This is a genomic window from Microbacterium sp. OR21 (assembly GCF_047306785.1).
Taxonomy (GTDB): domain Bacteria; phylum Actinomycetota; class Actinomycetes; order Actinomycetales; family Microbacteriaceae; genus Microbacterium; species Microbacterium esteraromaticum_E.
Genome location: NZ_JAZEXJ010000002.1, coordinates 398,598 through 411,852, shown reverse-complemented (window position 1 = coordinate 411,852; position 13,255 = coordinate 398,598). Strand labels below are relative to the sequence as shown.

General features: G+C 69.8%; 11 protein-coding genes and 1 pseudogene. 9 read left to right on the top strand and 3 right to left on the bottom strand.

The window, feature by feature from the left end:
• The first annotated feature begins 55 nt into the window (after positions 1 to 55).
• The 5 genes and pseudogenes from V2S04_RS06500 to V2S04_RS06480 all read left to right on the top strand — a co-directional run.
• On the top strand, positions 56 to 826 hold the full coding sequence (locus V2S04_RS06500) for a glycosyltransferase family 2 protein (protein WP_413637670.1): 771 nt from the start codon (positions 56 to 58) through the stop codon (positions 824 to 826).
• The gene (locus V2S04_RS06495) at positions 823 to 2,328 is read left to right on the top strand and encodes a hypothetical protein (protein WP_413637669.1); all 1,506 of its coding nucleotides are present in this window, start codon (positions 823 to 825) and stop codon (positions 2,326 to 2,328) included. The genes V2S04_RS06500 and V2S04_RS06495 overlap by 4 nt, the downstream gene beginning before the upstream one ends.
• Before the next feature lie 298 nt (positions 2,329 to 2,626).
• Entirely contained in the window at positions 2,627 to 4,120 is a 1,494-nt protein-coding gene (locus V2S04_RS06490; RefSeq protein ID WP_413637668.1) for a class I adenylate-forming enzyme family protein, read from the top strand.
• Between the two features lie 80 nt (positions 4,121 to 4,200).
• A complete protein-coding gene (locus V2S04_RS06485; protein ID WP_413637667.1) occupies positions 4,201 to 4,953 on the top strand; it encodes a hypothetical protein in 753 nt (250 codons plus the stop codon).
• A pseudogene (locus V2S04_RS06480) lies at positions 4,950 to 5,252 on the top strand (holo-ACP synthase); the annotation flags it as partial. The gene V2S04_RS06485 and the pseudogene V2S04_RS06480, both read left to right, overlap by 4 nt.
• Positions 5,253 to 5,378: 126 nt before the next feature.
• Here V2S04_RS06480 and nadE read toward each other — a convergent pair.
• Complete coding sequence (gene nadE / locus V2S04_RS06475) at positions 5,379 to 6,374, bottom strand: NAD(+) synthase (protein WP_413637666.1); 996 nt, start codon at positions 6,372 to 6,374, stop codon at positions 5,379 to 5,381.
• A 1-nt stretch (position 6,375) separates the two neighbouring features.
• Entirely contained in the window at positions 6,376 to 8,406 is a 2,031-nt protein-coding gene (gene asnB, locus V2S04_RS06470; RefSeq protein ID WP_413637665.1) for an asparagine synthase (glutamine-hydrolyzing), read from the bottom strand.
• Between the two features lie 132 nt (positions 8,407 to 8,538).
• Between asnB and V2S04_RS06465 the strand changes: the two genes are divergently transcribed.
• Genes V2S04_RS06465 through V2S04_RS06450 form a run of 4 tightly spaced genes read left to right on the top strand, consistent with a single transcriptional unit; the run spans position 8,539 to position 12,331 of the window.
• Positions 8,539 to 8,790, top strand: a complete 252-nt coding sequence (locus V2S04_RS06465; protein ID WP_413637664.1) for a hypothetical protein — start codon at positions 8,539 to 8,541, stop codon at positions 8,788 to 8,790.
• Positions 8,791 to 8,804: 14 nt separating this feature from the next.
• On the top strand, positions 8,805 to 9,419 hold the full coding sequence (locus tag V2S04_RS06460; RefSeq protein WP_413637663.1) for a serine O-acetyltransferase: 615 nt from the start codon (positions 8,805 to 8,807) through the stop codon (positions 9,417 to 9,419).
• 19 nt (positions 9,420 to 9,438) lie between these two features.
• Positions 9,439 to 10,857, top strand: a complete 1,419-nt coding sequence (locus V2S04_RS06455) for a lipopolysaccharide biosynthesis protein (protein WP_413637662.1) — start codon at positions 9,439 to 9,441, stop codon at positions 10,855 to 10,857.
• 31 nt (positions 10,858 to 10,888) lie between these two features.
• Complete coding sequence (locus V2S04_RS06450; RefSeq protein WP_413637660.1) at positions 10,889 to 12,331, top strand: glycosyltransferase family 4 protein; 1,443 nt, start codon at positions 10,889 to 10,891, stop codon at positions 12,329 to 12,331.
• Here the strand turns inward: V2S04_RS06450 and V2S04_RS06445 are convergent.
• Positions 12,321 to 13,169 carry a hypothetical protein gene (locus V2S04_RS06445; protein WP_413637659.1) on the bottom strand — a complete coding sequence of 283 codons (849 nt, stop codon included), beginning with the start codon at positions 13,167 to 13,169 and terminating at the stop codon, positions 12,321 to 12,323. The two genes, V2S04_RS06450 and V2S04_RS06445, sit on opposite strands and share 11 nt — an antisense overlap.
• Positions 13,170 to 13,255 lie beyond the last annotated feature (86 nt).

Here is a 13,255-nt window from a genome sequence, read left to right as displayed (position 1 = left end):
ACTAGGCTACTAGGGAGTGCGACCGCCCGTGCTCGCTGAGCGTGTGAGGACCCGTGTGACCGTCGCCCATCTCGTGATCGTGATGCCCGCCTACAACGAAGAGGAGGGCATTCGCGGCTTCATCGACGAGATCCGCGAGCACGTCGCTCCGCTCGTCGAGCGGGTCACCTTCGCCGTCGCCGACGATCGCTCGACGGATGCCACGGTCGCGGCCCTCAATCGGATCGATGACGTGCACGTGCACCCGCAGCCCGTGAATCGCGGACACGGCCCGACGGCCTTGGCCGCCTACCGTGCGGGACTCGCGCTCGAGCCGGACCTGCTCGTGCACGTCGACGGCGACGGGCAGTTCATCGGGCCCGACTTCACCCGCTTGGTTCTCGCGGCCGAGAGCACCGGTGCCGACGTCGTGCACGGCGTGCGACGCAGCCGCACCGACCCGTGGTACCGGCGGGTGCTCACCGGTGCGGTCGGAGTGCTGATCGCCTCGGCCGCCGGACGACGCGTGCCCGACGTCAACACCCCACTGCGCGCCTACCGCCCTGGGGCGCTGCAGCGGCTGATCGACGCCGTGCCGGTCGAGGCGCTGGTGCCGCACGTGCACTTCTCGCTCGCCGAGGCCCGTGGCGGCTTCGTGGTGCGCTACCTCGCTGTGACCAGCATCCCGCGTCGGGGCGCATCGGAGAGCGGCACGATGTGGGGCGGGGGAGTCCGAGCCCTCGTGCCGCCGCCGCGGCTGCGGGCGTTCGTCGCCGGCGCGCTGCGCGAGGCGTGGACGCTGTCGCTGCGCCCGAACGCCCCGCTGCGCAGCATCCGGAAGCCGTGAGCATGAGGCGGCGGCTGCGCACCATCGCGTTCTGGCTTCTCGCGGCCGCGCTGCTGGTGTGTCACCTGATCGTGATCCAGCACAGCCTCACCGCGCGGTTCTGGGAGGACGAGGCGTTCAACCTCACGGTTCCGCTCAACCTGCTCGCCGGCCTCGGATACTCCAGCGACGGTGCGCTCTCGGGATCGACGATCACGCCGTTTGACGCGCGGATCTCGACCGGTCCCGTCGTGCTTCTGCCGGTCGCCGGGATGCTGCTCTTCGGCGGCGATCCGGTGATCAGCGCCCGTCTCGTGCCCGTGGCCTTCTGGGCACTGCTGATCGCCGGCCTCGCACTGCTCGGCTGGCGCGTCGCCGGCCGATGGGCGGCGCTCGCGGGCGCGGCCGCTCCGCTGGCGTTCAACGGACTCGGCAGCTACTCGCCCATCCAGGGCCCGGCCGACCTGCTCGGCGAGGTCGCCGCGGCGGCGCTTTTGGTCTGGGCGCTGATCACGTTGCGTCGGCGGCCCTGGCTCGCGGGTCTTCTCGTCGGACTCGCGGTGCAGTGCAAGCTGATCGCGCTGCTCGCCCTGCCCGCATTCGCCGTCGCGATCTGGGTGCGCTCTCCGGGTCGCGGATGGTCGCGGATCGGGCAGACCGTCCGGCGCGGCTGGCTGCCGCTGCTTCTCGCGGGCGTGCCGACGCTGCTGTTCGAGCTGTGGGCTCTGGTGTCTCTGGGGCCTGCGGGATTCGTCGAGCATCTGCGCGAGATGGTGCGCTTCGTGCGCAGCGGTGGTCAGCGAGGGCAGTCGACCACCGTCGCGCAGAAGCTCGACACGTTGACGAGCGCGTGGTTCGTGCCGGGCTGGGTGGCCTGGCTGACCGCCGCACTGGTGATCGTGCTGATCGTCGGCGGCTTCGTCGAGGTGCGCCGGCGCGGCCGGCTGAAGCGCCGATCCATGGCGCTGGCGCTCGCCGGAGGCGTCGGATCGGTGGCGTTCGTGGGGTGGTGGGCGACGGCCGCGCACACTCCGCTGTGGGTCAGGCATCCGGCGGTGGGTGTTCTCGCCTTCTTCCCCGTGCTCGTGATCGTGGCGTGCTGGGGAGCGCGTGAGCTCGCCTCCGCGCGCATCCTGCGCGACGCGCCGGTGAACGGCGCCGAGGAGCCGGTGAACCTGCGTCGCATCGCCGGCGGCGTCACGGCGGCCGCGCTGGCGGCATCGCTCGCATGGAGCGTCGCGGGGCATGTGCAGCAGACGACGCTTCCGCGAAACGAGACGCTCGCCACGCAGCGGGCGGATGTCGCGGTGATCGCCGACTGGGTCGAGAAGACCGGCACCGAGTGGCTGGCCGCCCAGCCGTGGGGCGCGGCAGTCGCGCCGATCGTGATGTCGGGAGCGCACGTCGGCCTGTTCGATGCGCCCGCCATGGGAGGTGTGCCGCGACTCACCGGCATGCCGTGCGACAGTGAGACCCTCGTCGAGGGTTCGCGCTACCGGGTCTGCGCCCCGCCCGCGCGCTGAACAGGCGCCGCGCTCTCGGCGCAACCGGCACGGAGAAGCCGCATGAAGGACACGCGGCCCCAGCGAGTGGGGACTCGGCTGAGGCCGCTGACCTGGAGCTCTGGGGAAGCTCCGAGCCTGACGCACAGGCACTGGGGATGCCGGGCGCGCCAGCGGCACGTGTGACGATGCCGCAGATCAAGTCTAGCCACGACGCGGTCGATGACGCGTCAGGTCGCCTTCCCCGTGCCGCATCTCTGCGCGTATGATCTGATCGTGCACGGCTCTGTGGGGGAGTCGCTGACTCGATGGGGGAGTCATGAACATTGCGCGGTATCTGCTGCAGACGGCGCCCGATGACGCGCCCGCGTTCGTCGACGGGGACACGACGCACAGCTATGGCGATCTTCGGGTCGCCGCCGCCACTCTCGCGGCACGCCTGCTCGAACTCGATCTTCCGCCGGGGGCTCCCATCGCTCTCCTCGGTCAGAACAGCTTCTTCTGGGCAGCCGGATACCTTGCGACCCTGGCCGCCGGGCTGGTGAGCGTGCCGATGTCGACGGCTCTGACAGCGGCCGAGTCACGCTCGAGGATGGAGTGGGTCGGATGCCGGGCAGTGCTGCTCGGTGCCCGTGGCGCACCCCGTGACGCCGTTCCAGCCGACATGCCGGTGATCGGCGAGCAGGCCCTCAGCGACGCGAGGCAGCAGCGGTTCGTGGCGCGCGACGTCGACGACGATCAGGATGCCGCCTATCTGTTCACGTCGGGCACCACGGCCGCTCCGCGTGTGGTGCGCATCACGCACGGCAACATCCGCGCCAACACCGAGTCGATCCTCGACTATGCGGACATCGCGTCGAGTGACCGGATGCTGGTAGTGCTGCCCTTCTTCTACGTCTTCGGCGCATCGCTGCTGCACACGCATCTGCGGGCGGGCGCCTGCCTGGTCAACCAGCCGACGTTCGTCTATCTCGAGACCGTGGTCAACAGGCTCGAAGCACAGCGCTGCACGGGCATCGCCGGCGTGCCGTCGACGTACCAGGCGCTCATGCGCAACAGCTCGTTCGCGTCGCGCAGGCTGCCCGATCTCCGATACATGCAGCAGGCGGGCGGCAAGCTGCCGCCCGCGATCATCGACGAGCTGCGAGCCGCGCATCCGGATGCCCGGCTGCTGATCATGTACGGCCAGACCGAGGCGACGGCACGGCTGTCGTACCTGCCGCCGGAGGAGATCGACGTGCGACCCGGGTCGATCGGCCGTGGGCTTCGCGGCGTGTCTCTGCGGGTCGTCGACGAGACAGGCTCCGGCGTGCGCCCGGGGGAGGTCGGTGAGATCTGGGCGAGCGGCGCGAACGTCTCGCCCGGGTACCTGCGAGATCCGCAGCGCACCGCCGAGAAGATGCCGGACGGAGTGCTGCACACCGGCGACCTGGCGACGGTCGACGCCGACGGCTTCATCTACGTCGTCGACCGCGCTGAGGACTTCATCAAGTCGTGGGGCCACCGCATCGCGAGCCAGGACGTCGAGGCGGTGGTGATGGAGCTGCCCGAGATCGTCTCGGTTGCGGCGGTCGGGGTCCCGCATCCTCTGGCGGGGGAGGTGGTGGCCTTGGCCGTCGTGACGAGATCCGGCACGACGCTCGATTCCGAGCAACTCATCGCGCACTGCCGAGCGCGGCTGCCGAAGCACATGGTGCCCGACCTCGTGCAGGCCGTCGATCGGCTGCCGCTGAACAGCAGCGGCAAGGTGCTCAAGCGCGACGTCCGCGAGCGCCTGTGCGACCTCGTGACCGCAGGGAGCGTGCCGGCATGAGATGGTCGGTCAAGCGCAGATGGCGATGGATCGTGACTTCGGCGGCGCTCGCGACGCTCGTCGGGATAGGAGTGTGGTTCGTGGCACCCAGACCGGTCGCGCAGGTGGCGGCTCCGACGGTGAGCGACGAGCAGCTCGACGCCCTCTCCGGCACCTCTCTGCTGTTCGGACACCAGTCGGTGGGCATGAACGTCCTCGACGGCATCGCCGGCGTGTACCACGACGCGTCGCGCCCGCCGCCGACCATCGTCGAGGCCGGCGCCACCGGAACCGAGGACGGCCCGTCGATCGTGCACGCCTTCGTCGGCGTGAACGGCGACCCGCTCGGCAAGTTCGACGCCTTCCGCGAGCTGGTCGACGCGACGGCGGGTGCGGCGCCCGACGTGGCCCTGGTGAAGCTCTGCTACACCGACATCACCTCGACGACCGACGCGCAGAAGGTGTTCGAGGAGTATCGTGCGCTCATGTCCGACCTCGAGATGCGGCATCCCGACATCACGTTCCTGTACGCGACGGTTCCGCTGACCACAGACCGCAGCTGGCGCGCCAATCTCAAGGCGCTCTTCGGGTCGGACGACCAGCGCGGCCCGGCCGACAACCTCGTGCGGGAGACCTACAACACGCTCATCCGCGACGAGTACGCATCGAGCGGCCGCCTCTTCGACATCGCGGCGGTGGAGGCCACCCTGTCAACCGACCCGATGACCCGGGAGCATCACGGGGAGCGGTATCACGTGCTCAACAACGCGCTCGGAGCCGATGCCGGTCACCTGAACGAGGTCGGCGCGGGTGGCCGCGGCGGAGCTGATGCGCGTCATCGCCGATCTCGATGAGTGAGCCGGCCCTGCACGGTGTCGGCATCGATGTCGTCGACGTGCCTCGGATGGCACGGATCATCGGGCGCGGCGATGCCGTCACCGCGCGCTGGTTCTCGGCATCCGAGCGGGACATGGCCGCGTCGGCTGCCGATCCCGGGCTCGCGTTCGCGGTGTGCTTCGCGGTGAAGGAGGCCGCGTGGAAGGCCATCGGTGTGGCCCGCCCCGGCGACCCGGTGCCCTGGCGGGAGATCACCGTGCGCGCCGATGCGCGGGCCGATCGCTGGCGTGTCGAGCTGCGCGGCTGGGTGGGTGCCCGCGCGCCGGAGGGCCTCCGGGTCGGTGCGCACTCCCGCACCCTCGGCGATGTCGCTCTGGCGATCGCGCACACGGCCGTCGTCCCGGATGCCGAGCACGTCACGCGCCCGGCATCCGGTCAGGGGTCAGCCGAGGTCGAGACGACCCCGCTCGGGGACGGGTTCGATCAGCACCGGCGCCTCGTGCAGGTAGGCCGTGCTGCGCCGCTTCTGCTCGATGTCGCGGAACACGCGCTCGACCTGATCGGCTCGCAGACCCGCCGCCTCTGCCACGGTCTCGGCATCGACGCCGTGGTTCATGCCGAAGAGGCATAGGTCCATCAGCGAATACGGCAGCGAGAAGTAGAACTCCTCCTGCGACTGCGGCATCGAGTACGTGTCGGTGGTGGGCTGACGTGAGCGGATCGACTCCGGCACGCCGAGGTAAGCGGCGAGGGCGTACACCTGCGTCTTGTACAGGTGCGCGATCGGCTTGATGTCGGCCGCGCCGTCGCCGAGCTTCACGAAGAAGCCCTGGTCGTACTCGAGGCGATTCGGGGTGCCCGCGACGGCGTAGTTCAGCCGATCGGCGTGGTAGTACTCGAGCATCTTGCGGGTTCGCTGCTTGAAGTTCGATGCTGCGACGATCTCGAGATACGCGGCGGCGCTCAGCCGGGCGGTCACCTGCTCGCCCTGCGGCGACTCGGCGACCACCGAGAACAGCCGCAGCGAATCGGAGTCGACGACGCTCGGCAGCACGATCTTCGACTTCCACCCCTCGCCGAACTGCGGGATCACCGAGCGGATCGCGTCATCGCGGCGGCGATAGCATCCGGCGGCCGTGAGGATCGGCGTGATGTTCTCGGTCACCGAGTCCACCCCCAGCCAGTCCGTGAGCTCGGTGCTGTACGACAGCGTCTGCGTCGACGACTCCTGCTCCGGCAGGTGCAGCGCGAACACGCGCTCGGGCCCCAGCGCACGCACGCTCAGCGCCGCCACCACGCTCGAGTCGATGCCTCCCGACACCGCCACCACGAGCCCGCGTCGCCTCGCCGCCGAGACGTATCGTCGCAGTCGCTCGCAGATGCGCTCCACCTCCGCCGCCTCGTCGATCGCGAGGCTCTGCGATGAGAAATCCGTCATGTCATCTCCCCTGATCAGCCGGCCCCATACCGGACATCCTGTGTTCGCCGGCTCGGGCGCCGGTGGTCGAGCGGTCGAAAGACGCAACCGGTGGGGGCGGCATCGGGTCGGGCGGATGCCAGTCCCGCACGAGCATCCGATGCAGCAGCTGCGAGGTCAGCACGGCCATCACGCGCATGTTGTCGGTGTTTCCCATGCCGCGCCCCTCGGTTCGGCGGGCCTTGTCCCACAGCAGCTGCACGGCCCGCGGATTCCAGATGCCGGCAGAGGCGACGTCTCCGGGCGACATGGCCTCTGCCACCCAGTCAGGGGCATCAGCGATGAAGATACTCGCTGCGTCCGGCGCGCGATAGGGCTGCTTGGGGCGATCGATGATCTCGCGTGGCACGAGGTCGGCGAAGGCTCGCTTGAGCAGATGCTTCTCGTCGAGCCCGCGCAGCTTGTGCTCGGCCGGCACCCGCGCCACCGCCTCGAACACCCGGTGGTCGAGGAACGGAAAGCGCCCCTCGACCGAAGCGGCCATGAGCATGCGGTCGCCCTGCGACGAGAGCAGGTAGCCGGGCAGCAGCGTGCGCATCTCCAGCCACTGCGCTCGCGAGAGCGGATCCCAGCCGGCGGCGCCCGCCGGCATCGAGCCGATCACGCGGTCTGCCGCCCCATCGGCGTTCGAACGACGTTCCGGTGCGAGCATGCTGCGGATCGCAGAGGTCGTCTGCCACCGCGGCCGGTGCGAGAGGGCGAGGTCGTCCGGGTCGAAAGGCCGGTTGAAGAACGACTGGGCGAAGGCGGGCACCTGCGCCGGCGACCGGCGCATCCACGGGTACAGCTGCTCGACGAGCCGGACGCGGGCGTCGGCATCCGGCTCGGCGGCCATCAGCGACCGCACCTTCGCCTCGCGGAAGATGTCGTAGCCGGCGAGCACCTCGTCGGCCCCTTCACCGGTGACCACGACCTTGTACCCCTCGGAGTGCACCAGCCGCGACAGCAGCATCATGGGGGCGGGCGCGGAGCGCAGCAGGGCGCTCTCGGCGTGCCACACAGCGTCGGGAAGCGCCTCGGCGATGTCGCGGCCGTGCACGACGAGCTCTCGATGCGTCGTGCCCAGCCGCTCGTGCATGAGCTGCTGATGGTGCCCCTCGTCGAACTCTGCATCCGCGAAGCGCAGCGAGAACGTGTGCACGTCCGTCTCTGCGAACTCGGCGATGACCGCCGCGGTGACTGCCGAGTCGATCCCACCCGAGAGATATGCTCCGACCGGCACATCGCTTCGCTGGAAGCGCAGCCGGGTCGCGTCGATCACGGCCGCGCGCAGTCGCTCGGCGTTCTCGTGGATGTCGCTATCGGGTTCCTCGCCCTCCGGCGGGAAGACGGGATTCCAGTACTCGTGTGCGGTGATCCCGTCGGCGTCGATCCTAAGCCAGGTTCCGGGCTGCACCTGCCGGATGCCCTCGAACAGGGTTCTCGGTGCGGTGGGCGACCACGTGGTCAGCAGGTCGTCGAGGCCGTCCGCATCCAGCTCGCGACGGACGCGCGGATCGCAGAACAGCGCCTTGATCTCGGAGGCGAAGGCGACGCGCCGGCCGGTCTGGGCGTAGAAGAGCGGGTGGATGCCGTAGCGGTCGCGCGAGAGCACCAGGCGCTGGGCGTCACGATCCCACAGGGCGAGCGCCCACTGCCCGTTGAACCGGCGGAAGCAGTCCGCCCCCCACTCCTCCCAGGCGTGCACGATGACCTCGGTGTCGCAGGCGGTCAGGAACCGGTGTCCGCGTGCCCTCAGCTCCCGCGCCAGTTCGACATGGTTGAAGATCTCGCCGTTGAAGACCACCCAGACGCGTTCATCCTCGCCGGCCATGGGCTGAGTGCCGCCGGCGAGGTCGACGATCGACAGCCGGGTGTGTCCGAGGGTCATCACGTCGTCGCGGTACCACCCGCTGCCGTCGGGTCCGCGATGGCTGAGCGCGGTGATCATACGCAGGATCAGATCATCCGGCGGAGGACCGCCTGGATCGTAGATGCCGCAGATGCCGCACATGGAGTATCCTTCTGGCTGAGCGAGGTCCGGCAACGCTGCCGTGCTAAGCACAATAGAGCACGCGGGTCTGGGGACAAGAGGCTGTTCTGAGGGGAGCAGCACTCACCGCGTCTGGGGAAAAGGGGAACGACCATGCTCACTGTCGACGCGCGCATCGAGGATTTCATCCTCAGCAGCTTCCTGTTCGGCGATGCCGAGAGGATGCCGTCGCGAACGGAGTCGCTGCTGGAGACCGGGGTGATCGACTCGACCGGTGTGCTCGAGCTGATCGAATTCCTGGAGACGGAGTTCGATCTGCAGGTGCTCGAAGACGAATCGGTGCCCGAGAACCTCGACTCGATCGAGAACCTCACACGCTTCGTCGCGTCCAAGACGCGCTCCTGATCTCGTCCGCCGAGATGTCGAACACCACCGCGAGGCGCCCGCAAGGCGCGCTCGCCGCTGACTTCACGCGCATGATCGCGTCCATCCTCGACGGCGATCGCACGCCGATGTGGCGCCGCATCGCGTTCGTGCTCTCGAACTCCGAACTGCACTGCGTGGCGTGCTATCGGTTCGGGCGCTTGGCCGACCGGATGCGGGCGAGCGCGCCGATCGCGGCTCTACCGCTGATCGTCATGCATCGTCTCTGGAATCGCTGGACGACGCACATCGACCACTGCGACATCTCGACGCATGCTGACATCGGTCCAGGTCTGCTGCTGATGCACCGCCACGGGGTGATCGTCGGCGGATCGCGGATCGGCCGGAACGTCGTGATCCACCAGAACGTCACGATCGGGCAGCGGGTGTCGCGCGGCGACCACGGCCTTCCCGAGATCGGCGACAACGTCTGGATCGGCCCGGGGGCGACGATCGTCGGTGGGATCCGGGTGGGCGAGGGTGCGACCATCTCGGCGGGCACCGTGCTCTCGCGCGATGTGCCTGCGCGCGCACTCGTCGCCGGCGTGCCCGGCCGCGTGGTGACGCAGGACTACGACAATCGCGAGATGCTCGGTCATGTCGTTGCGTGAGCGCGCGGGTCGGAGCACGGTGAGCGACGATCGCTCGCTGCGCACCAGGGCGGTCCGCGGGGCGGCCTGGAGCGGTGTGAGCTCGATCGTGCTACGAGCCGGCAGCCTGGTGGTGGGGATCATCCTCGCCCGCATCCTCACACCCGAGCAGTTCGGCGTCTTCGCGATCGCGCTGGCGGTGCAGTCGATCGTCATGACCGTGGCCGATCTGGGCCTGTCGTCGGATCTGGTGCGCAGCGAGGAGCCAGAGAGGATCGCGCCGACGATCGCGACGCTCGGGTTGATCACCGGGGTGGTGACCACCACTCTGACGATGGTGACCAGCACCGGGCTCGCGGAGCTGCTGGGCAGCGCGAAAGCCGCCCCGGCGCTGGCGATCCTCTCGCTGACACTGTTCTTGGCGGGGGTGAGCATCGTGCCCTACGCCATGATGCTGCGCGGCTTCCAGCAGCGGGAGCTGTTCTGGATCGGGGTCGTCGATTTCGTCGTCTACACCGGTGTGACTCTCACGCTGGTCGCCCTCGGGTTCGGGGTGGTCGGGCTCGCGATCGGGCGTGTCAGCGCTCAGCTGATCGCATCGATCCTGCAGTTCGTGGTCGCAGGGGTGCGGCCCCGCTTCGGGCTCGACCGCGAGCGGCTGCGCCCGATCCTGGCGTTCGGTCTGCCGATCGCCACCGCGAACCTCATCGCCTGGGCGCTGCTCAACGTCGACAACATCGTGCTCGCGCGCATGGCAGGCGTGACGGCGCTGGGCTTCTACACGCTGGCGTTCAACATAGCGAGCTGGCCGATGACCGCGCTCTCGCAGGTCGTGCGCTCGATCTCGCTGCCGTACTTCTCGCGCGCCGACGACGCCGGTCGCGCCGTCTCGAAGCTCATGGCGATCGGCTGGGCGCTCGCACTGCCCACCTGCGGACTTCTCGCGGCGCTGAGCGCACCGGTCATCAGAGTGCTCTACGGCGAACGATGGCTGCCGGCCGCGCCGGTGCTGGCAGCACTGGGCATCTACGGCGCGCTGCGCGTGGTGTTCGACATCGCCACGGGCTTTCTCTATGCGCAGGGCCGGTCACGGCCCGTGCTCTACATCCAGGTCGTCTGGATCGTGCTGCTCACCGCGGGGATGATCATGACGATCCCCGACTACGGCATCGAAGGAGCGGCCTGGGTGCACGTCGCGGTCTCGGTGATCGTCATCCTGCCGCTGCACCTGATCGTGCTGCGCGCATCCGGCGTGCGCATCCGCCAGGTGCTGCGTGACGCCCTCGCCCCCACGCTCGGTGCGGTGCCGGCGATCGCGGTCGCCGCCGTGACGAGGATGCTCATCGACGAGCCGATCGTCGCGCTGCTGGTCGGCGGCCTCGCCGCCGTGGCGGTCTACGGTGCCGCGATGTGGACATGGGGACGAAGGGAGCTTCGTTTTGTGCGCGGCGCGGCCTGAGCGTCGCCGGCCGGAGCGTCGTGAGACCCGGATGCGCGGAGGTGTGCCCGGTGTCGTGCTGCAGGCGCTGACGGTCATCACCGACGTCATCCCGCCCCGATACCGTTTCGGACACTGGCGACGCGCGATGGACATGCTGCGCCTCCCCGGCGGGCTGCCGAGCGTGCCACGGGACGGGCTGGCGGCCGAGCCTGCGGCCGGGCCGGCGGCCGGGGTCGCGCGGCCCGATGCGTCGGCGTGCCCCGAGGCGGACCCGCACGCGGCTGAGGCGTCCGATACGACCTGCATGATCGTGGCCGGCGCGTTGGACACGGGCGGCGTGGAGGCGGTCGTCGTCGCGCTCGCGCTCGGGCTCGCGTCGCAGGGGGTCGACGTGGAGGTCGTCTGCACGTCGGGCGGGCGCTGCGCCGACGACATCCGTGCTCGCGGTGGGCGCGTCGCGGTGGTGCCTGCCGAGATGCTGGCTGAGCACGTGCGAGGCCGCGACCCCGACGTGATCCAGCTGCACCGCCTCGAACCGGGCATGCTCGCCGCGCTCACTCCGTATGCGCACCGGAGCGTCGTCGTGTTCCACGCGATGGAGGCGTACCTGAACCGTCGGGCCTGGCGGGCGCTCGCAGAATTCACCGCGCACGCGGGGCCCAGCATCGCGGTGAGCGCCGCAGTGCGGGATTTCTTCGTCGCCCGTCTCGGCCCGCGCGACATCCACGTCGTCGTCAACGGCATTCCCGGCTCCGCTGCGCGCCCGCGGCCGGCCCGCGTCGAGGCACGCGCGAGGGTGTCGGCCGCCATCGGCACGCCGCTCGCCGACGACGACGTGCTCGTCGTCGGGCTGCAGCGCTACAGCGACCAGAAGAACGCGGCGGGGCTGGTCGACGCCCTTCTGCTCGCGGCACAGAGAGACCCGCGACTGCGTCTGGTCGTCGCCGGAGCTCCCGAGAGCTGGCTCGAGGTGCGCCGAGCGGATGCCGTGCGCCGCCGGCATCCGCTCGGGCATCGGGTGCACCTGCTCGCCGACTCCGATCCCGAGGCACTGCTGGCAGCGGCCGATCTCTTCGCGTTGGACTCGTTCGCCGAGGGCGGGCCGCTGGTGGCCCTGGAGGCGGTCGCGGCGGGCGTGCCCGTGGTGCTCTCCGACGTCGGCTTCGCAGGGCAGCTGATCGCGTCCGATCCGCGGGTGGGCGAAGTGGTGCCGCGCGCGAGTCGCGACGTCTCGCACCGAGCCGTCGCACGGGAGCGACGCCGTCATCATCAGAGCAATCGCGCCCTCCTCGCCGACGCTCTGAACCGTCAGGCGGCGCGCACGTCGAGACCACCCGCGGTGCTGCCGGAGGTGTTCGCGCTCGAGACGATGCTGTCTGCGCATGCGCGTGTGCTGCGTGACGTCGCGGGGCACGGGCTGTCCGACGTGCGAGCGGCAGCGTCGGTCGCACCGGCGGACGAAGGCGAGACAGCTCGTCGGCTCAGCCGCTGATCGCGGCGAGCCGGCGCAGGAACTCCTCCGCGGCCACCTCGGCGCCACGCTCGTTCAGGTGACCGCCGTCCCTCGTGTACTCGGGGCAGATCCGACGGTACGTCTCGCCGGCCTCGGTGATGTCGAGTCTCGCTTCGCCGTCCGAGCACGTCGAGATCGTCGCGGCGAGATCGAAGAGCCGCCCGTCGGCCCCGTACTCCCCGCGCATCAGCTGGTTGTACCGTTCGATCGCGGCGTTGTTCTCTGGAACCCAGTCGGTCACCGACACGGTCACGTGCAGGAACGCGAGTTCGGGGTACGCGCTCTCGAGCTCCTGCATCATCGAACGGTAGGCGTCGAAGAGAGCCGGCACGTCGGTCTCGGCGGTCACATCGACATAGCCGAGCTTCATGACCGCGATGTCGGCATGCGCCGGCACACCCTCATCGCGGATCCACGCCTCGAAGTCGTCGAGCTTGGTGGCGGGATCGTCGGTCTGATCCAGCCAGTGGTCGCCCAGCGACCCCGCACCGTCGGGCAGACCGTCGACGACGCGCAGCGGTGCGACTCCGTAGCGGCTGAAGACCTGGGGCATGCCCATCGTCACGATGTCTTCGCCCACCGAGCGGTGGGCGAAGAAGATGCGCTGCTCGTCGACCCGCTCGAGGGCCTCGGGACTCAGCGGTGGCGCTTCGGCGGCGGCGGTCGGGGAGGCCGGAGCCGGCGACGCCGTGTCGGTGTGCGCAGGCGAGGAGGGCGCAGGCGGGGAGGGCGCGGGCGCGCCCGCCGATGCCGTGCAGCCGATCAGCATGGCACCGAACGCGGCGATGACGGCGCACAGAGCGTAGGGCTTGGCCACGATGATCACCCCCAGTGATAGGGAAAGGGTAGGCGACCGGCGCGGTCGTCGCCAGCATGGATCTCATTGTGCGCGAGAGGCGCTAC

What these genes read in the sequence shown, in the direction of transcription:
- V2S04_RS06490 (WP_413637668.1), top strand. Translation starts at nt 2,627, where the DNA reads ATGAACATTGCGCGGTATCTGCTGCAGACGGCGCCCGATGACGCGCCC.
- nadE (WP_413637666.1), bottom strand. Translation starts at nt 6,374, where the DNA reads ATGACGGATTTCTCATCGCAGAGCCTCGCGATCGACGAGGCGGCGGAG.
- asnB (WP_413637665.1), bottom strand. Translation starts at nt 8,406, where the DNA reads ATGTGCGGCATCTGCGGCATCTACGATCCAGGCGGTCCTCCGCCGGAT.
- V2S04_RS06465 (WP_413637664.1), top strand. Translation starts at nt 8,539, where the DNA reads ATGCTCACTGTCGACGCGCGCATCGAGGATTTCATCCTCAGCAGCTTC.
- V2S04_RS06460 (WP_413637663.1), top strand. Translation starts at nt 8,805, where the DNA reads ATGTCGAACACCACCGCGAGGCGCCCGCAAGGCGCGCTCGCCGCTGAC.
- V2S04_RS06450 (WP_413637660.1), top strand. Translation starts at nt 10,889, where the DNA reads ATGCGCGGAGGTGTGCCCGGTGTCGTGCTGCAGGCGCTGACGGTCATC.